Origin of the sequence: Shewanella sairae (assembly GCF_023283535.1) — a bacterium.
Classification (GTDB): Bacteria; Pseudomonadota; Gammaproteobacteria; order Enterobacterales; family Shewanellaceae; genus Shewanella; species Shewanella sairae.
Map to the genome: position 1 here is coordinate 1 of NZ_JAKILT010000065.1, position 25,453 is coordinate 25,453.

21 protein-coding genes and 1 rRNA gene are annotated in these 25,453 nt (G+C 45.1%); 20 read left to right on the top strand and 2 right to left on the bottom strand.

The genetic code is table 11. The features are described 5' to 3' along the window. Positions 1-415: 415 nt before the first annotated feature. Entirely contained in the window at positions 416-964 is a 549-nt protein-coding gene (locus L2748_RS20260) for a nuclear transport factor 2 family protein (RefSeq protein ID WP_220781294.1), read from the top strand. An 11-nt stretch (positions 965-975) separates the two neighbouring features. Then, complete coding sequence (gene glpK / locus L2748_RS20265; RefSeq protein ID WP_220781295.1) at positions 976-2,457, top strand: glycerol kinase GlpK; 1,482 nt, start codon at positions 976-978, stop codon at positions 2,455-2,457. Positions 2,458-2,464: 7 nt separating this feature from the next. Here glpK and L2748_RS20270 read toward each other — a convergent pair whose 3' ends face one another. Further along, positions 2,465-2,803, bottom strand: a complete 339-nt coding sequence (locus L2748_RS20270) for a hypothetical protein (RefSeq protein ID WP_220781296.1) — start codon at positions 2,801-2,803, stop codon at positions 2,465-2,467. 493 nt (positions 2,804-3,296) lie between these two features. On the opposite strand from L2748_RS20270, the gene mraZ reads away from it, so the two are divergent. From mraZ to lpxC, 15 genes are all read left to right on the top strand, one after another. Then, complete coding sequence (mraZ, locus tag L2748_RS20275) at positions 3,297-3,755, top strand: division/cell wall cluster transcriptional repressor MraZ (RefSeq protein ID WP_220781297.1); 459 nt, start codon at positions 3,297-3,299, stop codon at positions 3,753-3,755. Between the two features lie 29 nt (positions 3,756-3,784). Beyond that, positions 3,785-4,741 carry a 16S rRNA (cytosine(1402)-N(4))-methyltransferase RsmH gene (gene rsmH / locus L2748_RS20280; RefSeq protein WP_220781298.1) on the top strand — a complete coding sequence of 319 codons (957 nt, stop codon included), beginning with the start codon at positions 3,785-3,787 and terminating at the stop codon, positions 4,739-4,741. Between the two features lie 8 nt (positions 4,742-4,749). Next, positions 4,750-5,064: a cell division protein FtsL gene (ftsL, locus tag L2748_RS20285; protein WP_220781299.1), complete on the top strand. Its 315-nt coding sequence runs from the start codon at positions 4,750-4,752 to the stop codon at positions 5,062-5,064. Beyond that, entirely contained in the window at positions 5,061-6,797 is a 1,737-nt protein-coding gene (locus L2748_RS20290) for a peptidoglycan D,D-transpeptidase FtsI family protein (protein ID WP_220781300.1), read from the top strand. Before ftsL ends, L2748_RS20290 begins: the two co-directional genes overlap by 4 nt. Continuing rightward, positions 6,794-8,263 carry a UDP-N-acetylmuramoyl-L-alanyl-D-glutamate--2,6-diaminopimelate ligase gene (gene murE / locus L2748_RS20295; RefSeq protein ID WP_220781301.1) on the top strand — a complete coding sequence of 490 codons (1,470 nt, stop codon included), beginning with the start codon at positions 6,794-6,796 and terminating at the stop codon, positions 8,261-8,263. Before L2748_RS20290 ends, murE begins: the two co-directional genes overlap by 4 nt. Continuing rightward, positions 8,260-9,639, top strand: coding sequence for a UDP-N-acetylmuramoyl-tripeptide--D-alanyl-D-alanine ligase (locus L2748_RS20300; protein WP_220781302.1), 1,380 nt, complete (start codon positions 8,260-8,262; stop codon positions 9,637-9,639). Before murE ends, L2748_RS20300 begins: the two co-directional genes overlap by 4 nt. Next, a complete protein-coding gene (mraY, locus tag L2748_RS20305) occupies positions 9,639-10,721 on the top strand; it encodes a phospho-N-acetylmuramoyl-pentapeptide-transferase (RefSeq protein ID WP_220781303.1) in 1,083 nt (360 codons plus the stop codon). The genes L2748_RS20300 and mraY overlap by 1 nt, the downstream gene beginning before the upstream one ends. A 40-nt stretch (positions 10,722-10,761) precedes the next feature. Continuing rightward, entirely contained in the window at positions 10,762-12,081 is a 1,320-nt protein-coding gene (gene murD, locus L2748_RS20310; RefSeq protein ID WP_220781304.1) for a UDP-N-acetylmuramoyl-L-alanine--D-glutamate ligase, read from the top strand. Next, positions 12,071-13,291 (top strand): cell division protein FtsW, encoded by a 1,221-nt coding sequence (gene ftsW, locus L2748_RS20315; RefSeq protein ID WP_220781305.1) that lies wholly within the window; start codon positions 12,071-12,073, stop codon positions 13,289-13,291. Before murD ends, ftsW begins: the two co-directional genes overlap by 11 nt. A gap of 8 nt (positions 13,292-13,299) precedes the next feature. Then, positions 13,300-14,397, top strand: a complete 1,098-nt coding sequence (murG, locus tag L2748_RS20320) for an undecaprenyldiphospho-muramoylpentapeptide beta-N-acetylglucosaminyltransferase (RefSeq protein WP_220781314.1) — start codon at positions 13,300-13,302, stop codon at positions 14,395-14,397. A 1-nt stretch (position 14,398) separates the two neighbouring features. Then, positions 14,399-15,865: a UDP-N-acetylmuramate--L-alanine ligase gene (gene murC / locus L2748_RS20325; RefSeq protein WP_220781306.1), complete on the top strand. Its 1,467-nt coding sequence runs from the start codon at positions 14,399-14,401 to the stop codon at positions 15,863-15,865. A gap of 104 nt (positions 15,866-15,969) precedes the next feature. After that, complete coding sequence (locus L2748_RS20330) at positions 15,970-16,737, top strand: cell division protein FtsQ/DivIB (RefSeq protein WP_220781307.1); 768 nt, start codon at positions 15,970-15,972, stop codon at positions 16,735-16,737. After that, the gene (gene ftsA, locus L2748_RS20335; protein WP_220781308.1) at positions 16,737-17,972 is read left to right on the top strand and encodes a cell division protein FtsA; all 1,236 of its coding nucleotides are present in this window, start codon (positions 16,737-16,739) and stop codon (positions 17,970-17,972) included. The genes L2748_RS20330 and ftsA overlap by 1 nt, the downstream gene beginning before the upstream one ends. 31 nt (positions 17,973-18,003) lie before the next feature. Continuing rightward, a complete protein-coding gene (gene ftsZ, locus L2748_RS20340; protein WP_220781309.1) occupies positions 18,004-19,191 on the top strand; it encodes a cell division protein FtsZ in 1,188 nt (395 codons plus the stop codon). Between the two features lie 177 nt (positions 19,192-19,368). Continuing rightward, positions 19,369-20,289, top strand: coding sequence for a UDP-3-O-acyl-N-acetylglucosamine deacetylase (gene lpxC / locus L2748_RS20345; protein WP_220781310.1), 921 nt, complete (start codon positions 19,369-19,371; stop codon positions 20,287-20,289). 7 nt (positions 20,290-20,296) lie between these two features. On the opposite strand, the gene L2748_RS20350 is transcribed toward lpxC, so the two are convergent. After that, positions 20,297-20,749, bottom strand: coding sequence for a DUF721 domain-containing protein (locus L2748_RS20350; RefSeq protein WP_202722699.1), 453 nt, complete (start codon positions 20,747-20,749; stop codon positions 20,297-20,299). Between the two features lie 27 nt (positions 20,750-20,776). On the opposite strand from L2748_RS20350, the gene L2748_RS20355 reads away from it, so the two are divergent. From L2748_RS20355 to L2748_RS20365, 3 genes are all read left to right on the top strand, one after another. Further along, positions 20,777-21,676 carry a M23 family metallopeptidase gene (locus L2748_RS20355; RefSeq protein WP_220781311.1) on the top strand — a complete coding sequence of 300 codons (900 nt, stop codon included), beginning with the start codon at positions 20,777-20,779 and terminating at the stop codon, positions 21,674-21,676. A gap of 60 nt (positions 21,677-21,736) precedes the next feature. Beyond that, on the top strand, positions 21,737-24,460 hold the full coding sequence (gene secA, locus L2748_RS20360) for a preprotein translocase subunit SecA (protein WP_220781312.1): 2,724 nt from the start codon (positions 21,737-21,739) through the stop codon (positions 24,458-24,460). A 909-nt stretch (positions 24,461-25,369) separates the two neighbouring features. Continuing rightward, positions 25,370-25,453, top strand: a 16S ribosomal RNA gene (locus tag L2748_RS20365); the annotation flags it as partial.

A 25,453-nucleotide genomic window follows, 5' to 3' on the forward strand; every position in this document is an offset into this window, starting at 1 on the left:
TAGGAGAGGGTTTGTACAGGAAGTAACTCTCTATTTATGAATCCTCGAATGCCATGGATGGCATAGGAGAGGGTTTGTACAGGAAGTAACTCTCTATTTATGAATCCTCGAATGCCATGGACGGCATAGGAGAGGGTTTGTACAGGAAGTAATTATCTATTTATAAATCCTCGAATGCCATGGATGGCATAGGAGAGGGTTTTTACAGGAAGTAACTATCTATTTATAAATCCTCGAATGCCATGGATGGTATAGGAGAGGGGTTTGCAGCTGTTAATGATAGCTATCGCGTTAAGGTGATTACGATTAGTCATATTTCATGGTAAAAAAGATAAACAATGCTAGGCGGTTATCCTTAACAGGTAGTGCTTGCATTTAATACTTTATAAATATCGAACTAAAAAAGAGGTTCACCATGAAACCCAAAATTTGGTTATTTGCGCTTAGTGCAGCGTGTTTTAGTTTTAGCTCATTGGCAAATAGCGCGGTAGATCCAGCAGAAGCGGCATCTAATTTTGTTAACGAGCCTAAACCTGTAAAGGTGGTAAAGCAGTTTATAGCTGGCTTTAACAATCATAGTGTCGAGCAACTGCTGCAACACACAACCGAGAACGTGCATTGGTTTAATCTAGCTGGTGGCAAAATGGATACTGAAACCTCCACTAGAAATGAGCTTGCAGCAGCAATGAGCGACTACTTTGCTAACCTTAATGATGCCAAAGCCACGTTACGACAGATTATCGTATCGGCTAATTACGTGAGCACTGTTGAAGAGGTAACCTGGAGCCATGATGGTGAGAAAAGCAGCCAATGTAGTCTTGGTGTATACCAGTTAAATGGCGATAAAATTAATGCGGTTTGGTATTACCCTGCTCATGCTTGCGATGAAGCAACGTGGAAAGAAGCTGCCGTCTCTGATCTTGTGGAGCCTGAAATTGGGCTACTAAAAGAAATGCGTCAATAAGGAAAATATTAGTGGCAAAGAAATACATCATTGCATTAGATCAAGGGACAACGAGCTCACGCGCGATTGTATTTGGCAATAACACGGAAATGGTGGCGAGTTCCCAGCGAGAGTTTAGCCAGATCTACCCTAAGCCAGGTTGGGTTGAGCATGATGCGATGGAGATATGGGCATCGCAAAGCTCGACATTAATTGAGGTATTAGCCCGCGCCGATATTCACAGTGAAGATGTCGCGGCTATTGGCATTACCAATCAACGTGAAACTACGGTTATTTGGGATAAAGCAACCGGTAAACCTGTTTACAATGCCATTGTGTGGCAGTGCCGTCGTAGTAAAGATATTTGTGATGAGCTCAAAGACGCTGGGTTTGAAGATTATGTTAAGCAAACTACAGGTTTAGTACTCGACCCCTATTTTTCAGGCACTAAAATCAAATGGATTTTAGATAATGTTGAAGGCGTGCGTGAACGTGCCGACAAAGGTGAGCTGCTATTTGGCACTATTGACACTTGGTTAGTGTGGAAGCTTACAGAAGGTAAGGCCCACGTAACGGATCCAACTAACGCGTCTCGTACCATGCTGTTTAACATTCATACCCAAGAGTGGGATGACAAGTTATTGCAGGCTTTAGGTATTCCGCGTTCAATCTTACCAGAGGTTAAGCCCTCCTCAGCAGTGTATGGTCATACTCGAATTGCTGGTGAAGGCAGTAATATCGCAATTGCAGGTATGGCGGGTGACCAGCAAGCCGCGCTGTTTGGCCAGCTTTGCATTGAAGAGGGAATGGCTAAAAATACCTATGGTACAGGCTGTTTCTTACTGATGAACACAGGGCTTGAAGCGGTGCAATCTAAGCATGGCTTATTAACCACTATCGCCATTGGCGCTAATGGCGAGGTCAACTATGCGTTAGAAGGCTCAGTGTTTATGGGCGGCGCGACGGTACAATGGCTGAGGGACGAGTTAGGTTTAATTCGCGATGCGCAAGATACCGAATACTTTGCTAAAAAAGTGGCAGACACCAATGGGGTTTACCTTATTCCTGCGTTTGTTGGCTTAGGTGCACCATATTGGGACCCTGATGCCAGAGGGGCATTGGTCGGTTTAACTCGCGGCGCTAACCGTAACCATATTATTCGTGCGGCACTAGAGGCGATAGCTTACCAAAGCCGGGATCTGCTCGATGCAATGTCTAAAGACAGTGCTGTCGAGCTTAAACAGATCAAAGTTGATGGTGGCGCGGTTGCCAATGATTTTTTAATGCAATTTCAAGCTGATATTACCAATGTCGAAGTTCAGCGTCCTGAACTGACGGAAACTACAGCAATGGGGGCGGCATTTTTAGCTGGGCTTGCGGTAGGCTTTTGGCAATCTACCGATGAGCTAAAGCTCAAGGCTGGGGTGGAGCGTAGTTTTGTGCCACAGATTTCTGCGCAAAAACGCGATAGTTTATATATGGGCTGGCAGCAAGCGGTTGCAAGAACCCGCTAAAACTTGTTTAAACATCAATATCGATTCGAGTGTGGATTGCACCGTCTTCTTCCTCGGCTACTGTCTTTGGGTTTTCTGCCTCAGTAATAGCTAGTTTCTTATCTCTTCTCGACCCTTTTCTTCTTTCTAGTCTTGGGTCGAGTTTAAAAGCGATTTGTTGCTGCTTACGTCGATCCTCTGGACCACTTCGTCTTTCTAAGTGAGGCGGAAGCTGTGATTGTGGGTCTTCATGACTATCGGCAGTCATTGCTGCACTCGATTCAAGTCGCTTCACCTTATTTTTGGTTTTTACTTGTGCTTGTATTGGTTTTGCAAGCATTGCATATAAACTATCAAGACTTAGCATCATAACCTCTTAGTGCAATGGAACTATTTAAGTTATCGGCTATTGCTGATTAAACTTTAACCTTATTTAGGTTTATCTAAACAGATTGGTTAGTACTTGCTAAATTATCGATTGCGATTGTTTAGATTAAATATGCTTAATACTTTAGGTATTGGGCGGGGCTAAATTACCCAATAATTTGGTAATAGCGCTTTCTAACGACTGTTTTTGTTTGGCCTTTTTGGGCTAGATATCTACTTTATGCCTAGATGAGCGACGCTTTGACTCAATTTTGTGTCTGTTTTTACAGCTTTTTCATGTTTTTCAGCTTGTCATTTCCCACATAAATCCCCTTTAATCATTTTCTAATAATTAGCTGCTAACCCGCTTGGTTACTGGATTTTAAATAAGAGGCTTTCCTTGACAAGCCTTGCGTTCTATCCCTAAACTTAACTGTTGTGGGGAAATGTGGATATTTGTGGGTAATTTATAGAACAACAGGGATGACAATAAGGTGTTTTCTGGGGCAAGCGCTATTAATCTTGATACCAAGGGACGGATCGCCATACCAAAGCGATACCGTGAGCTGCTGAGTGCCCGCCATAATAGTCAACTCGTCGTCACTGTAGATATTCAATCCTCTTGTTTATTGCTGTACCCCATCCAAGAATGGGAAACCGTTGCAGCTAAACTTGCCTTACTTTCCGATACTCAGCCTACCGAAAGGGCAATCAAGCGATTGTTGCTCGGCTATGCCCATGAGTGTGAATTGGATGGTAATGGCCGCATGCTGTTACCTCCACCATTACGCCAATATGCCAATTTAGACAAACGGGCAATGCTAGTTGGTCAGCTCAATAAGTTTGAGCTGTGGGACGAAGCGACATGGCAACAACAGATTGAGCAGAGTCGCTTGGCGATTCTTAATGAAGACTTGGCTGCTAACGAACGCTTAGCGGATTTTTCACTTTAACGAGTGATACTTAAAAGTAGAAGACAACCATGACACAAGAATTTGAACACCTATCAGTACTGTTAACGGAAACGGTAGCAGGCTTAAACATAAGACCAGATGGCATCTATATCGATGGCACATTTGGCCGTGGTGGTCACTCTCGCAAAGTGCTTGAGCAACTCGGTCCTAATGGACGCTTAATTGCGATTGACCGTGATCCGCAAGCCATTGCGGCAGCAGAACAGTTTAAAGACGATAGTCGCTTTCAAATTGTCCATGGTGGATTTGGCCAATTAGCTGACTACGTTGAAGATCTAGGCTTAAAAGGCAAGATTGATGGTGTGCTATTAGATTTTGGTGTGTCATCTCCACAACTAGACGATGCTGAGCGTGGCTTTAGTTTCTTAAGAGATGGTCCATTAGATATGCGTATGGATAACTCTCAAGGTCAAACTGCGGCGCAGTGGATTGCTCGTGCCGAAATTGAAGATATGGCGTGGGTATTTAAGACCTACGGTGAAGAAAAGAATGCACGTCATATTGCCCGTTGTATTGCTGCCGACCGTGAGAAAGCGCCGTTTTTACGCACGACTGAGCTTGCTGAGCTTATCGCGCGCATTACTAAAAACAAAGAGCGTAATAAGCATCCTGCGACTCGTGTATTCCAAGCCATTCGCATTTATATCAATAGCGAGTTAGAGCAAATTGATCAAGCACTTGAAGGCGCGCTAACAGTATTGGCACCAGAGGGTCGCTTATCAGTCATTAGCTTTCACTCGCTAGAAGACCGCATGGTTAAACGTTTTATCCGTCGTAATAGTCAAGGTGAAAGTGTGCCACATGGCTTACCTATTACCGAAGCTGAGATTAATAAATCACGCAAGCTGAAAGGTATCGGCAAAGCGATTAAGCCTTCAGCTGAAGAGATTGAACGTAACGCTAGAGCGCGTAGCTCAGTATTACGCATTGGCGAGCGTCTACCTTACGATATTGAAGCGAACTAGAGGTTTCAGTGAGTAAGTCGCAATTAAATTTGACTCGCATCGTGTTGCAAGACCTTTGGGCTAACAAGTGGATGGTGTTACTGGCGTTGTTAGTCATGTTGAATGCGATTGCGGTGGTATATACCAGCCATGAAGGGCGTAAATATACCAGCCAGTGGGACCAGTTGTTACAAGAAAGAGACCGGCTAGATATTGAATGGCGAAATTTACTGTTAGAAGAGCAGTCCCGTTCAGAACATAGCCGGATAACCCGGATAGCGACTAAAGAGCTTAATATGAATCGTCCGCTACCAAAAGATGAGGTCGTCGTAAGAGTGCCATGAGTAAACAGGCTAAACGTAAACAAAAACCACAGCTAATCCAATGGCGTCTCTACGTCGTTGTGGCATTTGTTTGCCTAATGTTTACCAGTCTTGTTGGCCGAGCTGCTTATATTCAATTAGTCGAGCCGGAAATGTTACGCCACCAAAGTGATATGCGTACTTTGAGAACGACTAGTCGAGAAGTGCAGCGTGGATTGATTACTGACCGCAACGGTGAGATGTTGGCAGTGAGCGTGCCAGTAAAAGCGGTATATGCCGACCCAAAAGTGGTGCACGATAAAAATGGCTTTGCAGATATGCGTCGCTGGCAAGCATTGGCGGATGTGTTACATGAGCCAAAAGAAGATATTTTAAAGCGAGTGCAGTCTAACCCACGCAAACGATTTACCTATTTAAAGCGTCAAGTGACTCCCGCAGTAGCAGATTATATTAAGCAGCTTAAATTACCTGGGATTTACCTTAAGCCTGAGTCTCGCCGTTATTACCCAACAGGTGAAATTTCAGCGCAGCTAGTCGGTATTACCAATATCGATGATAAAGGTATTGAAGGGATTGAAAATACTTATAACGACTGGCTGACGGGTACTCCAAGTAAGCAGAAAGTGCGCAAGTCTCGCGACGGGCACGTGGTTGAGCGCCTTGATATGGTGCAAGAGGGCGAAAGCCCCAATGATTTAGTGTTGAGTATTGATCAACGTATTCAACAGTTAGCGTACCGGGAGCTGAAAAAGGCAACTGAGGTTAACCAAGCAACATCTGGATCAATTGTAGTGCTTGATGTACATACCGGTGAAGTTCTGGCGATGGCGAATACGCCGTCTTATAACCCCAACTCTCGTGAAAATCTGCAAAGCTACCGTATGCGTAATCGTGCGTTGACCGATTCATACGAACCAGGCTCAACCATTAAACCATTTGTGGTGGCAGCAGCACTTGAAGCTGGCACCATTAAGGTTGATGACATTATTAAAACTCACCCAGGACGAATGCGTATCGGGGGCAAGATAGTCCGCGATGGTCGTAACTACGGTGATTTGTCGTTAAGTGGCATTTTGGTGCATTCGAGTAATATCGGTATGACTAAAATTGCACTGTCTATGCCGGTTCAGGAACTGCTTGGTGCCTACCAAACTATGGGCTTAGGTAATTATTCAGGGATTAATTTAGAAGGTGAAAGTGCCGGGCTTATTCACGACCGTCGCCGTTGGTCTGAGTTTGAACGAGCTACTTTGTCTTTTGGTTATGGCTTAATGGCTACACCATTACAGCTCGCCAGAATGTATTCAATTTTAGGCAATAAAGGTGTGCTTTATCCGGTTTCAATTTTAAAGCTCAAACAAAAACCTGAAGGGACACAAGTTTTGTCACCAGAAGTGGCGCAAAGTGTCATGGAAATGCTGGTGGGCGTGACTGAAAAAGGTGGCACAGCATTAAAAGCACATATTGAAGGCTACCCCGTAGCCGGTAAAACCGGTACAGCGCGTAAAGCGGTAGCCGGTGGTTATGGTGAGGATTATGTTGCGTTATTTGCCGGTGTTGCCCCGGTACATAACCCACAGTTGGCGATTGCAGTCGTTGTTAACGAGCCGAAAGGCGATCGCTATTATGGTGGCGATATTGCTGCGCCAGTTTTTGCCGCAGTGATGTCAGGTGCCTTACAAATGCTTAATGTTGAACCTATTTCTAAGCGAGAAAAAGTTCGCTTAGCTGCTAATTCTAGGAGTGTCGAATGATGCTATTACGCGATCTGTTGGCACCGTGGTTTCATTATTCGGGAGCCGAGAGCTTCCAAGCGCTCACGCTCGACAGCCGAGCAGTGCAAGCGGGCGACCTTTTTGTCGCTATTCCAGGTTATCAAGCCGATGGCCGTCAATTTTTAGCTGCAGCCTTTGAGCGTGGTGCAGTCGCTGCTTTAGTCCATACCGATTCTCCTGACGAGCACGGTAAACTTGTCACTGAAGTAGGTTTGCAGGTGATGTTTTTCCAGTTAAATCGTCAGATTTCTGCATTAGCAGCACAAGCTTACCCATTAACGGCGGCGCGACCACAGATCATTGGTGTTACTGGCACCAATGGTAAAACCTCTGTGACTCAGTTAGTGGCACAATTACAGTTACTGCAGAACAAGCAAACTGCAGTAATGGGGACTTTAGGTAATGGCCTATGGGGTCAGTTGGTTGATAGTGGCAATACTACAGCCGATCCAATCACCCTGATTAAACAACTGCAAGATTTTGAGCGTGTTGGTGCACAAACCTGCGCAATGGAGGTTTCGAGCCACGGTCTTGTTCAAGGGCGTGTTGAGGCTGTGCCGTTTGATGTTGCGGTATTTACGAATTTAAGTCGTGACCACCTCGATTATCATCATACGATGGACGCTTATGGCGCGGCTAAAAAGCGCCTTTTCCAATTCGCGAGCTTACGCGCAGGTTTAATTAATTGTGACGATGCTGTTGGCCGTGAATGGTTGGCAGAATTGGCGTCAGACAAGCTATTAGGTTACAGCGTAAAAGGTGATGTTCACGCAGCGCTCTATACCAAAGATTGCCAGTTTCATGATGCTGGCGTGTCTTGTACTTTAGTCTGGCCGCAAGGTGAAGCTCAGCTAACGTCGCCATTACTTGGTGATTTTAACCTAGCTAACCTAGTTGCAGCCCTTGGTGCACTTTACCTCCTTGGTGAGGATATGCATGCGCTAGTGGCTTTAGCGAGTCAGCTAGTACCTGTAGCGGGCCGAATGGAACGTTTTACCACTACCAATGGCGTTACCTTAGTCGTTGACTATGCCCATACCCCAGATGCTATTGAGCAAGCATTAAAAGCACTACGAGTACATTGCCGTGGCACACTATGGTGTCTGTTTGGCTGTGGCGGTGATAGAGACAAAGGTAAGCGTCCTATGATGGCGGCTAGTGCTGAGCAATTTGCTGATAAAGTGATGGTGACTAGCGATAATTGCCGCAGTGAAGATCCTCAAGCCATTATTGATGACATTTTGGTTGGGCTAGATCAGCCACAAGCTGCTTTGACTCAAATTGATCGTCAGTTAGCGATTAAAGAAATCGTTGCACAAGCTAAGGCTGGAGATATGGTGCTATTGGCCGGTAAAGGTCATGAAACCTACCAAGAAGTAAATGGTGAAAAATTGAATTACGACGAAAGAGCCTTTACCAAAGCGATTGCTGAGGGCGCCTTATGATTAGCGTTTCGTTAGCCCAGCTTGCTAAGCGACTTAATGGCCGCTTGGTTGGCAATGACTTGTACGTTGATAGCGTTTCAAGCGACAGCCGAGCTGTTAACAATCAAACTTTATTTGTGGCGTTAAAAGGCGAAAACTTTGATGGCCATACTTTTGCCCAAGCAGCCGTTGATGCGGGAGCCAATGCATTATTGGTAGAACGCGAGCTGTCAATCGAGGCGAGCCAAATTGTCGTTGAGAATAGCCAAAAGGCAATGGGTGAAATAGGGGCTTTTGTGCGTGAGCAAATCGCACCTACTTGTATTGCATTAACAGGCTCCAACGGTAAAACCAGCGTTAAAGAGATGATTGCGACTATCTTATCGCAGCACCATCAAGTGCTTTATACCGCAGGTAATTTCAATAATGAAATTGGTGTGCCATTAACCTTGTTAAGGCTACAGACTGGTGATGAGTTTGGTGTGTTTGAACTTGGCGCAAACCATGCTGGTGAAATTGATTACACGTCGAGTTTAGTTAAGCCTAGTGTTGCCATGGTTAATAACGTGGCGTCGGCGCACTTAGAAGGGTTCGGCTCTTTAGAGGGCGTAGCCAAAGCTAAGTCTGAGATCTTTAATCATATAAGTGTTGGTGGTACTGCGGTTATTAACGCTGATGATGCATTTGCTGACACCATGCTGCAGGCTTCTAGTCACGTTAAGCAGTTATGTTTTGGTGTTAAAAGCGAAGCGTCGCGAGATCTAGATGTGTTTGCGACGGAACTGAGCGCTGATGCCTATGGGCGTTATGCCTTTAGTCTTTGTTACGCAGCTGAAGTACTTAGCGTTGAGTTGCCGTTGGCCGGGCGCCATCAGGTGTCGAATGCGCTGGCTGCAACAAGCATGTGTCTAGCACTGGGTCTGTCTTTAACTGAGATATGCCAAGGACTTAGCAAGTTACAACCTGTAAAAGGACGTATGCTACCGAGCCAGCTTGGTCGAGTCACAGTGATTGATGATAGCTACAATGCAAATCCCGCCTCTGTAGGCGCTGCAATTGACTGGCTTCAAGAAATTAAAGGAAATCGCTGTTTAATACTGGGCGATTTGGGCGAATTAGGCGACAATGCCGCCCTTTTGCATTGTGAGCTTGGGCAATTGGCTAAGACAAAAGGCGTTAATGCGTTATTTTGTGTCGGCCCGCTAAGCGCTGGTGCAAGTCATGCTTTTGGTTCTAAACACTATCAAGGTATCGAGGATTTAGTTGCTGGTTTGATTCACTATATTAATGAATCATCTACTGAAATCACCGTACTAGTGAAAGGTTCTCGCAGCGCGAGAATGGAACGTGTAGTTGAAGCTTTAACAATGGCCTTTGGTCGCGGGGAGTTTGTTTAATGCTGGTTTACCTGGCTGAGTATTTAACCCAATTTTACAGCGGGTTTAACGTATTTTCGTATGTGACGTTTCGAGCTATTTTAGGTTTGATGACGGCAATGATATTAAGTCTTTGGTTAGGGCCGAAGATGATTGCACGTTTGCAGTTAATGCAGATTGGTCAAGTGGTGCGTAATGATGGACCAGAATCGCACCTTAGTAAGCGTGGTACGCCTACTATGGGCGGCTTGCTGATCCTTGCAGGTGTGTTTATCAGCGTATTACTTTGGGGCGATCTTGGCAGCCGCTATGTATGGGTAGTGCTATTTGTACTCGGTAGTTTTGGTCTTATCGGCTTTATTGATGACTACCGTAAGGTGGTTCGCAAAGACACTAAAGGCTTGATTGCCCGCTGGAAGTACTTTTGGCAATCTGCAGCAGCATTAACCATAGCTGTGTATCTGTATGCGTCGGCGGCAAGTCCGGGCGAAACCCAACTTGTAGTACCTTTCTTTAAAGATATTATGCCGCAGCTTGGTGGTTTCTTTATCGTACTCGTTTACTTCACTATTGTTGGTTCAAGTAACGCGGTTAACTTAACCGACGGCCTTGATGGTTTAGCTATTATGCCGACTGTGATGGTGGCAGCAGCATTTGCGTTAATTGCTTACCTTTCTGGCCATGTGCAATTTGCAAACTATTTGCACCTACCATACTTACCGGGGGCCGGGGAGTTAGTGATTGTCTGTACGGCGATTGTTGGTGCCGGTCTTGGCTTCTTATGGTTTAACACTTACCCAGCGCAAGTTTTTATGGGCGATGTTGGCTCGCTAGCACTTGGCGCAGCATTAGGCGCAATTGCGGTATTGGTTCGTCAAGAGATCTTGTTAGTGATCATGGGTGGTGTTTTTGTTATGGAAACCGTGTCAGTGATCCTACAAGTGGGCTCATACAAACTACGCGGTCAGCGTATCTTCCGTATGGCACCTATTCATCATCACTATGAGTTGAAAGGCTGGCCTGAACCACGTGTAATTGTACGTTTTTGGATTATTTCATTGTTCTTAGTGCTGTTAGGCCTAGCAACATTGAAGCTTAGATAATCGATAGAACTAAAATAACTGAGATTGAGATAGGTCTTATATGGCGCAGCAATATTCACACATCGTTTTAGGTTTAGGTGCTACGGGATTATCCGTTGTGCGTTACCTGTGTGCGCAAGGCATCACTCCCTTAGTGATGGACAGCCGTACTCAGCCCCCGGGGGCTGATACGTTAGCGACTGAGTTTCCTCAAGTTGAATTAATTGCTGGCGGCTTTGATTGCCGATACCTAGTGCAAGCAGAGCAAATTGTGATTAGTCCAGGCATTGCTTGTGAAACCCCTGAGGTACGAGTTGCCTTTGATATGGGGATCGAGGTGATTGGTGATGTCGAGCTGTTTGCTAGAGAAGTCAGTAAAACCGATGCCAAAGTCATCGGTATTACCGGCTCTAACGGCAAAACGACTGTGACCACCTTGGTTGGCGAAATTGCCGAGGCTAGCGCTTGTTCTTATGCCGTTGGCGGCAACATCGGTGTGCCTGCTTTGGACTTATTGTTAGCGCCAAAAGACTTATATATTCTCGAGCTATCTAGCTTTCAGTTAGAAACAACCCATAGCTTGTGCTGCACTGTCGCGACTTGCCTGAATATCAGTGAAGACCATATGGATCGCTATAGCGATTTAGAGTCTTATCGTCAGGCAAAGCTCAAGCTATATGATCAGACCAAGATGGTGCTGTTTAATCGTGAAGATCCGCTAACCTTCCCTAACCATCCGGCTAACCAAAACAGTTTTGGCTTAGATATGCCTGAAGTTGATGCTTGGGGTATTTCATCGGGGATGTTAGTGCAGGGCGACAGTCATATTATGCCTGTAAGTGATGTGGCGTTAGTGGGCAGTCATAACCATGCCAACGTATTGGCGGCCATGGCGCTAACAACTGCGGTAGGTATTAAGCGAGAATATCAGATACAAGTTGCCAAAGCCTTTTCAGGCTTATCTCACCGCTGTGAGACCGTTGCCGATGTTGATGGCGTGACTTATATCAACGACTCGAAAGCGACAAATGTTGGCGCAACAGTTGCGGCTATTGATGGTTTGAATGACCACCTTGGTGAGTTAATCCTTATCGCAGGTGGTGACAGTAAAGGCGCAGATTTGAGCAGCCTAAAACCCGTATTAGAAAAAGTGAGCCAGCTGATAACGTTAGGTCGAGATGGTGACAAAATCGCAGCGTTAAAGCCTGATTCGATAAAAGTCACCACGATGGCAGAGGCCGTTGCTGCGGCGCAGGAGATTGCGACCGCAGGTGATATTGTTATCTTATCGCCAGCTTGTGCCAGTTTAGATATGTACCCTAACTATATGGCGCGCGGAGATGAGTTCCGTGGTCTGGTTGAAGCGTTAAATGAGCATTAAAGAGAAGCTATCTAACTTGGTCGGTGGTGATTTTAAATTGCCATTGCCTAACTTGTTTACCGATAGTTTGACGCCGAGCCAGCTGCTGTACGACAGAACCCTGTTATTTGCAGTGTTGACCTTAATAGGCTTTGGTTTTGTGATGGTGATGTCAGCGTCGATGCCTGAGGCGCAAACGTTAACCGGTAATCCGTTTCATTTTGTGTGGCGACACGGTGCTTATCTGGTTGGTTGCGTGTTAATTGCCGCAATAGTGTTGCAAATAGAAGTGAGCGTCTGGCAGCGTTTTAGTCCATTGCTTCTTATTGTTGTTGGGCTAATGCTGCTTGCTGTATTGCTGGTAGGTACTTCGGTAAATGGTGCCACACGTTGGCTGTCGGTTGGTCCGATCCGTATTCAGGTTGCAGAGGTAGCTAAGTTTGCTTTTACCATCTATATGGCCGGATATTTGGTGCGCCGACACCAAGAGATTAGAGAGAATGCATTGGGCTTTTATAAGCCTATCGGTGTGTTGGGCTTGTACGCAGGCTTGATTTTGATGCAACCGGATTTAGGCACAGTAGTCGTACTGTTTGTTGTGACTGTCGGATTGTTGTTTTTAGCAGGCTCGCGTCTTAAAGACTTTTTTGCATTGATTTTAATGGGTGTGCTGTTGTTCGTTGCATTGGTACTGCTAGAGCCATACCGAATGCGCCGAGTCACATCGTTTCTAGACCCATGGCAAGACCCATTTGGTAGTGGTTATCAGCTGACTCAATCGTTAATGGCTTACGGCCGCGGTGACTGGTTTGGTCAAGGCTTAGGTAACAGTATTCAGAAGTTAGAATACCTGCCTGAAGCGCATACCGACTTTATCTTTGCGGTGATAGGTGAAGAACTCGGTTTTATTGGCATTATTGCGGTATTAGCTGTGTTGCTGTTTTTAGCACTAAGAGCGATAAAACTGGGCAACATGTGTTTAGCACTTGACCGCGCTTTTGAAGGGTATCTTGCTTACGGCATCGGGATCTGGATCTGTTTCCAGACTGTCGTTAACGTTGGCGCCAGTATTGGCATGTTGCCAACAAAAGGATTAACACTGCCGTTTATTAGTTATGGTGGCAGTAGTTTGTGGGTTATGACGGCAGCAGTCATGTTGTTGATCCGTATAGATTATGAAAGACGTTTAAGTGTGATTCAGGCCGTAGAAGGTCGAGCAAGTAAACAATGAGTGAATTAATGACTAACCAAGCTGAAGAAAAACGCATCTTAATTATGGCTGGCGGAACAGGTGGCCATGTATTTCCTGCGTTGGCGGTTGCCAAGTATTTGAGTCAGCAGGGCTGGAAAGTGCGCTGGTTAGGCACAGCAGAAAGAATGGAAGCACGCTTGGTTCCACAACATGGTTTTGATATCGATTTTATTGACATTAAAGGTGTACGTGGCAATGGCGTGATGCGCAAATTGGCGGCGCCGTTTAAGATTTTACGTTCAATCATGCAAGCGCGAGCAGTGATTAAAAGCTTTAAACCTGATGTAGTGATGGGGATGGGCGGTTTCGCGAGTGGTCCTGGTGGCGTGGCGGCAAAATTGTGTGGTATTCCATTAGTGCTACATGAACAAAATGCCATTCCCGGCATGACCAACAAGTTATTATCACGCATTGCATCGCAAGTGCTTTGTGCCTTTGAAGGCACCTTTACTGACGTTAAAGCGCAAACCGTTGGCAACCCTATTCGTAAAGAGCTGATTGCTCTGGGTGAAAAGCGTGAAGCATGTTGCGATGATGAATCACTAAAAGTACTCGTTGTCGGTGGTAGCTTAGGCGCCAAGATTTTTAATGATGTGATGCCAAGTGTCTTAGAAGGAGTGAGCAAGACTCACTCAATGACGGTTTGGCATCAAGTTGGTCGCGATAATCTTGCCGGGGTTAAAGCTGAGTATCAACGCTTAGGACAAGATGGCAGTGTCAGTGTTGCCGAGTTTATTGACGATATGGAAGCAGCCTATCGTTGGGCTGATGTGGTGGTTTGTCGTTCAGGTGCGTTAACGGTATCTGAGCTTGCTGCTGTTGGTTTGCCTAGTTTGCTGGTGCCATTTCCACATGCGGTTGATGATCATCAAACCAAAAATGCCAAAGTGTTAGTTAACGCTGGAGCTGCATTTTTGATCCCGCAACCGATAGCGGATACCAGCAAATTAATGACTAAGTTGTCTATGCTGGCATCGGACAAACAAGAATTATGTAATATGGGCCAACGCGCTCGAGACGTAGCAATTTTAGATGCGACAGAGCGTGTAGCAAATGTCTGTATCCGATTAGCTGAGAAGGGTTGAAATGAGTAACAAAGCAGAAAAGCATTCACAGCTAAGATCGATGATCCCTGAAATGCGCAGGGTAAAACACATCTATTTCGTTGGAATAGGTGGTGCGGGTATGGGCGGTATCGCCGAAGTATTGGTGAATGAAGGCTACAAGTTGAGTGGTTCTGACATCGCTACTAGCCCAGTCACTGACAGATTGGCCCAGTTAGGAGCAACTATTTACCTTGGGCATGACGCTAGCCAAGTTAAAGATGTTGATGTGGTCGTGGTCTCTACTGCCATTAGTGCAGGTAACCCTGAGTTAGTTGCAGCTAAAGAGTTACGCATTCCGATCGTTCGTCGTGCAGAGATGCTTGCCGAGTTGATGCGCTACCGTCACGGTGTCGCCGTTGCAGGTACTCACGGCAAAACCACAACAACCAGTTTAATTGCCAGTGTATATGGCGAAGCAGATCGCGATCCAACATTTGTGATTGGTGGATTGCTAAACAGCGCAGGGACTAACGCACGTTTAGGTCATAGCCGTTACCTTATTGCTGAAGCAGATGAGAGCGATGCGAGCTTCTTGCACCTGCAGCCTATGGTAAGCGTGGTGACCAATATTGAAGCTGATCATATGGATACCTATGAAGGCGATCTAGAGAAGCTTAAGACGACCTTTGTTGATTTCTTACATAACCTGCCTTTCTATGGTGTGGCGGTTGTTTGTATTGATGACCCTATTGTACGTGAGTTGATCCCACGAATTGGCCGCCGCGTGGTGACTTATGGGTTTAGTGAAGATGCCGATGTTCGTGCATTGGATTTCAAGCAGACAGGCTATAGCTGTGAGTTTACTGTGCGTCGTGCAGGTATGGATGATTTGCAGTTGTCGGTTAATTTACCTGGCGAACATAACGTACTTAACTCATTGGCTGCTATTGCTGTGGCGACTGAAGATGAAATTGCAGATGAAGCGATTATTAAGGCGTTAGCTGAGTTCCAAGGAATTGGTCGCCGTTTTCAGCAGATCGGTGAGTTCAGTACGTCTAAAGGCGAAATCAAGTTAGTCGATGACTATGGTCATCATCCGAGCGAAGTTGCTGCCACGATTAAAGCGGCGAGACTAGGCTGGCCTGAGCGCCGCTTAGTGATGATATATCAGCCACATCGTTATAGTCGTACTCGCGATTTATACGAAGACTTCGTTGAGGTGCTGTCACAAGTTGACTGTTTACTCATGCTTGATGTGTATTCCGCTGGTGAAGCGCCTATACCTGGTGCTGATAGCCGAGCATTATGCCGTTCGATTCGAGTGCGCGGTCAAGTTGAACCGGTATTTGTAGCCAGTAGTGAACAACTTGAAACCCTGTTGCCTGAAATTTTGCAAGACGGTGATCTATTGCTGACGCAGGGCGCGGGTAATATCGGTGTTATCTCACGCACGTTAGCCGATTCAAATCTCGGCTTTAGCAGCATAACTGATGAAAAAAATGTGTAATTTAGAGCCAATTAGCTTAATTTACTCATCAAATTTTGACGCTTGGGATAAGGGCTATATAATGGCCGATTTTCCGCGTTTGCGGTTGCAAAAGGAAGCCTAAGGTGTCTTGGCGCGAAAAAAGTCAGCGTATTCGAGCTCTGGTTTTGCGGGCTGATTGGTATTTGTGTTTTGGAGTTGTGTTTCTCTTTTTAGTGTTGCTTGGCTTTATTATGGCTGCAATGAAGCTTGATTCGTTACTGAATAATGCTGATGCCCTGCCAATCGAAACGGTAGCAGTGAAAGGAGAACGGTTATACACCGAAGACAAAGAGATCCAATTAGCGTTGCAGGATTTGATGCAGCGGAGCTTTTTTTCTGCGGACGTTAACCAAGTGCAGGATGCCCTAGAAGCGCTACCTTGGGTTTACCAAGCCTCGGTGCGCCGAGAGTGGCCAGCCAAGTTAAAGATATATTTGGTTGAACAAAAGCCAGTTGCACATTGGAATGGTGATGCTTGGCTCAATATTTACGGTGAGGTATTTGATGCCCCAGTAAAAGAAGGTATACCTAATTTACCTTACCTCACCGGACCTGAAGAGCAAGGTAAGTCGGTACTAACGACTTATCAGCAGCTAGGCGAACTATTAAGAATTAATGGCTTTAACTTACAAAGTTTAAGTTTAAGTCCAAGACATGCTTGGCATGCTGAGCTCAATAATGGCATAAAGCTAGAGCTTGGCCGAGAAGACAAGATGGCAAGGATACAAAGATTTATTCACGTCTACCCGCAACTTGCAAAGCAAGATAAACCGGTAGCGATCGTGGATTTGCGCTACGACACAGGTTTGGCCGTAGGTTGGGATGATGCACAAAAGAGAGCCGTTAATTAATGACCAAGAATCTAGATAGAAATCTGATCGTGGGATTGGACATAGGGACATCAAAAGTCGCTGTGATCATTGGTGAAGTGTTGCCTGACGGTGAGATCAGTATTGTTGGTCTTGGAAACCATCCTTCACGAGGCATGGATAAAGGCGGCGTTAATGACCTCGACTCTATCGTGCGCAGTGTGCAAAGAGCGTTAGATCAAGCTGAGCTTATGGCAGATTGCCAAGTCTCTTCTGTATACCTGAGCATTTCGGGTAAACATATCGAATGCCAGAATGAAAATGGCATGGTGTCGATTAACGACGAAGAAGTGACTCAAGAAGACGTTGATAACGTTATTCATACCGCTCGCTCGGTAAAAATACCGACAGAGCGTCGTATTCTGCATGTGTTGCCACAAGAATATGCCATTGATGTACAAGACGGGATTAAGAGCCCAATTGGTATGTCTGGTATGCGTATGGAAGCGAAAGTCCATATCGTTACTTGTGCTAATGATATGGCGAAGAATATTACTAAGAGTGTTGAGCGCTGTGGTTTGAAAGTTGATGACCTAGTGTTTTCTGCAATCGCATCGGCAGACTCAGTGCTAACTGATGATGAAAAAGACTTAGGTGTTTGCTTGGTCGATATGGGCGGTGGCACAACCGATATTGCAGTGTATACCAATGGTGCATTGCGTCATTGCGCTGTAGTACCCGTTGCAGGTAATCAGGTGACGAATGATATCGCTAAGATATTCCGTACGCCTTTGTCACATGCAGAACAAATAAAAGTACAGCACGCGAGTGCTCGTAGCTCAATGGTGAGCCGTGAAGACAGCATTGAGGTACCTTCGGTTGGTGGGCGCCCCTCTCGCAGTATGTCACGCCATACGCTTGCAGAAGTGGTTGAGCCAAGATACCAAGAGTTATTTGAATTGATCTTAAAGCAACTGCATGACAGCGGCTTAGAAGATCAAGTGGCGGCAGGTATTGTCATCACAGGTGGTACAGCGTCAATTGAAGGTGCTGTCGATATCGCAGAAGCGACATTTGGCATGCCAGTAAGAATGGCACAGCCGCTACCAGTTAAAGGTTTACATGAATATGTGGATCAACCTATTTACTCTACAGGAGTTGGGTTGCTTCACTATGGTGCGCGCAGAGTGATTGAACGTCAGTTCGAACGTCCTGAGCGACAAGGGGTCACCAGTCTTTGGAATCGGGTCCAAAGTTGGTTTAAAGGCGAGTTTTAGTTAATAACGCAGGCATAACGGAGAAAAGACCATGTTTGAGATCATGGATAGTCATTCAGACGAGGCGGTGATTAAGGTCATCGGTGTCGGTGGCGGCGGTGGTAACGCTGTCGAGCATATGGTTAAACACAACATCGAAGGTGTTGAGTTTGTAGCAACAAATACTGACGCACAAGCGCTGCGTAAGTCTGCTGCATCAACCACAATTCAATTAGGTCGTGACGTAACTAAAGGTTTGGGCGCTGGCGCAAACCCTGAAATTGGTCGTTTAGCGGCTGAAGAAGACAGAGAAAATATTCGTAACGCGATTAAAGGTTCTGACATGATCTTTATCGCTGCAGGTATGGGCGGCGGTACGGGTACCGGTGCAGCACCTGTTGTTGCTGAGATTGCGCGTGAAGAAGGCATTTTAACAGTTGCAGTAGTTACTAAGCCTTTCCCATTCGAAGGCAAAAAGCGTATGACTTACGCGGACCAAGGTATTGAGCAGCTTGCTAAGCATGTGGATTCGTTAATTACGATTCCAAACGAAAAGCTACTTAAAGTACTAGGTCGTGGCACCTCTTTATTGGATGCCTTTGCTGCTGCTAATAACGTATTGCTTGGTGCCGTGCAGGGTATCGCAGAGCTAATTACTCGCCCAGGTCTAATCAACGTCGATTTCGCTGACGTGAAAACCGTTATGTCTGAAATGGGTAATGCCATGATGGGTACCGGTGTTGCAAGCGGTGAAGATCGTGCAGAAGAAGCGGCTGAAGCTGCTGTGGCCAGTCCATTACTTGAAGATATCGATTTAGCTGGTGCTCGCGGCGTACTTGTGAACATTACAGCGGGTATGGATATGAGCATCGAAGAGTTCGAAACCGTGGGTAACCACGTTAAGGCTTACGCTTCTGATAACGCGACTGTTGTTGTGGGTGCGGTAATTGACCCTGAAATGTCTGACGAGCTACGTGTAACAGTTGTTGCTACAGGCATCGGCGCTGAGAAAAAGCCTGATATCCAGTTAGTATCAAAGCCAGCTCCACGCCCAGAACCAATTGTTCCTGCTGAGCCTCGTCAAGAGAGCTTTGCGGCAGAAGATGCTATTGCGCCAACGATGTCGCATGGCAATACAGCTACCGCAGCTCAACCACAAGTGGCAACACCTGTGAGCGAGAAGAAGAACGAACTAGACTACTTGGATATTCCAGCATTTTTGCGTAAGCAAGCTGATTAACTAAGTGTTAATAAAGAGTTAATGGGTATAAGGCAATACTATAATGTTGTCTAAAAGCTGAGTGAATTTTGGTTAATTTGCAAAGATATGCTAAGATATCCGACCAGCATAGCCTACACACGGCCAAAAAGTGTGTAGTTAATGCTCTTTATGTTGAGATGATAAACGGGTAAATACATGATTTTTCAAAGAACTGTCAAAGAAATGGTTAAGACTACTGGTGTTGGATTGCATTCCGGCAACAAGGTGACGTTGATCATTAAACCCGCACCAGTTAATACCGGCATTAAGCTTGTTCGTACCGACTTGTCACCAGCAGTTGAAATTCCAGCTGTTGCCGATCAAGTACGTGAAACAACAATGTGTACTGCTTTGGTTAATGACGATGGTGTTCGTATCTCAACAATTGAGCATCTATTTGCAGCGCTAGCCGGATTAGGTATTGATAACGCAGTTATCGAAGTTGACGCGCCTGAAATTCCAATTATGGATGGCAGTGCGAGTCCGTTTGTATTCCTACTGCAATCAGTAGGTATTGAAGAACAGCGCGCAGCAAAGAAATATATCAAAATCACTAAACCTATTCGTGTTGAAGACGGTGATAAGTGGGCAGAGTTGAAACCTTTTAAAGGTTTCAGAGTTGATTTTGCAATCGACTTTAACCACCCAGAGATCGCGCGTAGTCAACAGCATATGGTTATGGATTTTTCATCATCAGCTTTTGTTAAAGATATCAGCCGCGCAAGAACCTTTGGTTTTATGCGAGATATCGAGTACCTAAGAGCCAATAATCTTGCACTAGGCGGCAGCATGGAAAATGCTGTTGTACTTGACGAATATCGCGTCCTCAACCCCGATGGCCTGCGTTATGAGGACGAGTTCGTTAAGCACAAGATCCTTGATGCTTTTGGTGATTTGTATGTTGCGGGTCACGCCATTGTTGGTGAGTTCTGCGCATATAAAACAGGGCACGCACTAAACAATCAGTTGGTACGTGCCATGCTCGCACAGCAAGATGCATGGGAAATCGTGAGCTTTGAAAAAGAAGCTGATGCTCCAGTCAGCTTCTCAGTACCTGCGGGTGCAGTATTCGCTTAATCGCGAATTAAGATTGCCTTGAACGGCTGGCTAATGCAGCCAGCCGTTTTAGTTTTACCGCTAATGTCCCTTCTGTATGTTCAGCTAATGCTTCAATGTGAGCGGCGGCATTTTCACTAATCAGGTTGTGAGCCGCTTTGGGTTTTGTTTCATACATTAACAAGCTTGGGTTGACTTTAACCTCGATTGCGGTAAGCATGGGTAGCGTTTCGGCTTGTAGCAATTGTAGTATTTTGGGTTTTTGGAAGTTAATTCTTGCCGCCCAAGCAGCCGTGGTTGTTTCAATTACCAAGATCCCTTGGCGTAAATTGGCAACCTTTAGTTGCTCTGTCACTGGACCAGTCAGCACTTGTTTCACGTAATGATCTAGGTGCAATAACAGCTCTGCTTTTTCAGCTAAATTGGGCATAGTGCCTTGCTGATGCAGTAACTGACTGAGATCCTGAGGGGGCTTTTTCATATGATAATAAAATGGCTTAATTAGGCTATGAGTGTAACAGTTTTTATTCAAGGTCGAAATGGTGCCACACGCTGGCAACCAGGAAAGCGTTGGCTGCTATTGCCGATACTGCTCATTGCAGCAAGTACAGGCCTTTATCAGCATCATGCTAAGCAACTAATACAGCAGCAAACAAAGGTCGATAACGAGCGCACTGCTCGTGAACAACAAAAAGAGGAGTTAATCGCACTTAAAAATGCGACTGAGACTCAGCTTTCAATGTTGGTAGCCCATGTTGCTCGCATGCAAGCTAAACTCACACGCGTAGAAGCGCTGGGTCAGCAAGTTGCTCTCAATAATCAACTAGAAGATCAATTTGATTTCTCTTCAGAAGTCGGTGTCGGTGGTGCCAGTGATTTAGGCTCCCGCATTGAACTTGATCAGCTCATTGCCGATATGGATGAGTTGGTATCTCGAATAGATAATAATAATGTTCAGTTATCACTACTTGAAACTGTAGCATCTAATCTCCATATAGATGAAGAACGTTATATATCTGGGCGACCAATACAGAAAGGTTGGTTATCCTCGCCCTATGGTTTACGAAATGATCCTTTTAACGGCAAACGCACGATGCACAAAGGCATCGACTTTGCGGGAAAAGAGGGCGTCGATGTAATCGCGACTGCAGGTGGCGTGGTTACATGGGCGGACAAGATGTTTGGTTATGGTAATCTAGTCGAAATCGATCATGGAAATGGTCTAAGTACACGCTATGGTCATAATAAAGCTTTGTCAGTAAATGTGGGCGATGTGGTCGCTAAAGGCGAGAAAATCGCTGTGATGGGAAGTACTGGGCGCTCAACCGGGCCTCATGTACACTATGAAGTGTTGCGTGGTGGACAGCAGATCGATCCGCAAAAGTATGTCTACCGCAAGGCAGGTTAATCGTAAAATAGGCTTTCAGGCTCTCAAAGGGACTTGGCCAACAACATAGAAGTGGTTCAGATGTTTGGTAAATTACTGACAAAAGTATTTGGTAGTCGTAACGATCGTACACTTAAAGCATTTGGTAAAGTGGTTAATAAAATTAACGCACTTGAAGCTGAGTACGAGAAATTAACGGATGAAGAATTAAAAGCAAAAACAGCCCACTTCCGCGAGCGTTTAGACGGTGGTGAATCATTAGACGGTGTATTACCAGAAGCATTTGCTACGGTTCGTGAAGCATCAAAGCGTGTCTTTGAAATGCGTCACTTCGATGTGCAAATGATTGGTGGTATGATCCTCGACAGTAACCGTATTGCAGAAATGCGTACTGGTGAAGGTAAAACCTTAACGGCAACTCTGCCTGCTTATTTAAATGGTTTAACAGGCAAAGGCGTACACGTAATTACCGTGAACGATTACCTAGCTGGTCGTGATGCTGAAAATAACCGTCCTCTTTTTGAATTCTTGGGCTTAACAGTTGGTATTAACGTTGCTGGCCTAGGCCAAGTAGAAAAGAAAGCTGCCTATGATGCAGATATTACCTACGGTACTAACAACGAATTTGGTTTCGATTACCTACGCGATAACATGGCGTTCTCGCCTGCTGAACGTGTACAGCGTCCACTTCATTATGCTCTAATCGATGAAGTCGATTCGATTCTAATCGATGAAGCGCGTACGCCGCTAATTATCTCTGGTGCTGCAGAAGATAGCTCAGAGCTATATATCAAGATTAATACCTTAATCCCAAATCTTATCGCACAAGATAAAGAAGATACTGAAGAGTATGTGGGTGAAGGCGATTACTCAGTTGATGAGAAGTCAAAGCAAGTTCATATGACTGAACGCGGCCAAGAAAAGGTTGAAGTTCTATTGACTGAGCGTGGCATGCTAGCTGAAGGCGATTCATTATACTCAGCAGCTAATATCTCGTTACTTCACCATGTGAACGCTGCACTTCGTGCGCACACTTTATTTGAAAAAGATGTCGACTATATTGTTCAAGACAACGAAGTGGTTATTGTTGATGAGCACACAGGCCGTACAATGCCTGGTCGTCGTTGGTCTGAAGGTTTACATCAAGCGGTAGAAGCTAAAGAAGGGGTTCATATTCAAAATGAAAACCAAACATTAGCATCAATCACTTTCCAGAACTTCTTCCGTCAATACCAAAAGCTTGCCGGTATGACGGGTACTGCTGACACTGAAGCATTTGAATTCCAACACATCTATGGTCTAGATACAGTTGTTGTTCCGACAAACCGCCCAATGGTTCGTAAAGACCATGCGGATCTGGTTTATCTTACTGCTGATGAAAAGTATGCCGCTATCATCAAAGATATCGTTGGTTGTCGTGAGCGTGGCCAGCCAGTATTGGTTGGTACAGTTTCTATTGAACAGTCAGAACTACTGCACAGCTTATTAAAGAAAGAAAAGATCCCGCATGAGATCTTGAACGCTAAGTTCCATGAACGAGAAGCTGATATTGTTGCACAAGCCGGTCGTACTGGTGCGGTAACTGTTGCTACTAACATGGCGGGTCGTGGTACGGATATCGTGTTAGGCGGTAACTGGAACATGGAAATCGAAGCGTTAACAAATCCAACTGACGAGCAAAAAGCTAAGATCAAGGCTAACTGGAAAATTCGTCATGATGAAGTTGTGGAAGCCGGTGGTTTGCACATTCTGGGTACTGAACGTCACGAATCTCGTCGTATCGATAACCAGCTACGTGGTCGTTCTGGTCGTCAAGGTGACTCAGGTTCATCTCGTTTCTATCTATCTATGGAAGATAGCTTAATGCGTATCTTCGCTTCAGATCGTGTTTCTTCAATGATGAAGAAGCTAGGTATGGAACAAGGTGAAGCGATTGAGCATCCATGGGTATCACGTGCTATTGAAAACGCACAACGTAAAGTTGAAGCGCGTAACTTTGATATTCGTAAGCAACTGCTAGAGTTTGATGATGTAGCCAATGATCAGCGCCAAGTGGTTTACGCACAGCGTAACGAGTTAATGGACGCGGATAGCATTCAAGATACGATTACCAACATTCAAGAAGACGTAGTAAATGGTTTAGTTGACCAATATATTCCGCGTCAGTCTGTGGAAGAGCTTTGGGATGTTGAAGGTCTAGAGAAGCGTTTACAGCAAGAATATGCAATGAATCTTCCTATCCAAGAGTGGCTAGATAAAGAAGATGACCTGCATGAAGAGACATTACGCGAGCGTATCGTTGAAACTTGGGTTAATGCTTATAAAGCTAAAGAAGAGATGGTAGGCGAGCAAGTACTGCGTCAATTCGAAAAAGCGGTAATGCTACAAACACTAGACGGTTTATGGAAAGAGCACCTTTCAGCGATGGACCACTTGCGTCAAGGTATCCACTTACGTGGTTATGCGCAGAAGAATCCAAAGCAAGAATACAAGCGTGAATCATTCGAGCTGTTCCAGCAAATGCTTGAGTCATTAAAGCATGATGTGATTAGTGTACTATCTAAAGTACAAGTGCAAGCACAATCTGATGTTGAAGAGATGGAAGAGCGTCGTCGTCAAGAAGATGCCAAGATCCGTCGTGATTATCAACATGCAGAAGCTGAAGCTATCGTTGGCGCAGAAGAGAGTGCTGCATTAGCGGCAACTCAACCAACAGTTCGCGAAGGTGAAAAAGTTGGTCGTAACGATCCATGTCCATGTGGCTCTGGTAAGAAGTATAAGCAATGTCATGGTAAGTTAAGCTAGAGGATTCTAGTTAGGCTATTAGTACCGAGGTATTGATAAAAGGGTGACTCATTGAGTCACCCTTTTTATTATCTGTAAAAGCGCCTTTATATAGATAGTGGATGGCGTTTGATACCCCAGCCGCTTTCACCAATTATAAAACCCAATAGTTTTTATAATTTGGGGGTAAAGCTAGAGGATATTAACGAGGGGCGGTATAAGTTTCTCTATATATGAAACGCATTGAAGCTTGGCAGCCAAGATTAATGAGGTTATGCAAATAAGCCTTAACAGTTTGTTGAGCATTAAAACTGCAGTCAAAGAGCTTTTTGTGGATAACTCTGGGGGTATTTAGTGGGTATGGTGTGCTTATAATATCTTTTTGAAAAAACGTCTTTTTTCTTTCAAAAAGCGCTTGCACTCAGATCAAAACTCCCTATAATGCGCATCCACTGACACGGCAAAGCAGGCCACCTACCCAGCGTAAACGCTAGATAGAACGGGGCTTGCAGCAACGTTAGAGAGATTAACTTCTACGGAAATTAACCTCAGGTGACAATCGCTTTAAGAGCTTCGAATGATGGTTGTTTACACGAGAGTGAACAAAGAATCATCGCTTGAAAAACTTCTTAAAATAAGCGCTTGACGCCGACACTAGGAAGTGTAGAATACGCCTCCTCAGCCAAACGACCTAAGCGTCTAAGGCGAAGTCTGAAAGACGACTTCACGCTCTTTAACAATATGACAAGCAAATCTGTGTGGACACTCACAGAGATTAAGTTATTCGAAATTGTCTCTCACGAGACAATCAAAAAATTACTTAATGAATGAGTGTTCATAGCAATATGAAAAAGTTTGATTTCACTTTTTAAAGTGGAAACAAATCACAGAATTCGTTGAGCCGTTCGACGTAGTCGAACAAAAAAACTTTAATTGAAGAGTTTGATCATGGCTCAGATTGAACGCTGGCGGCAGGCCTAACACATGCAAGTCGAGCGGTAACACAAGGGAGCT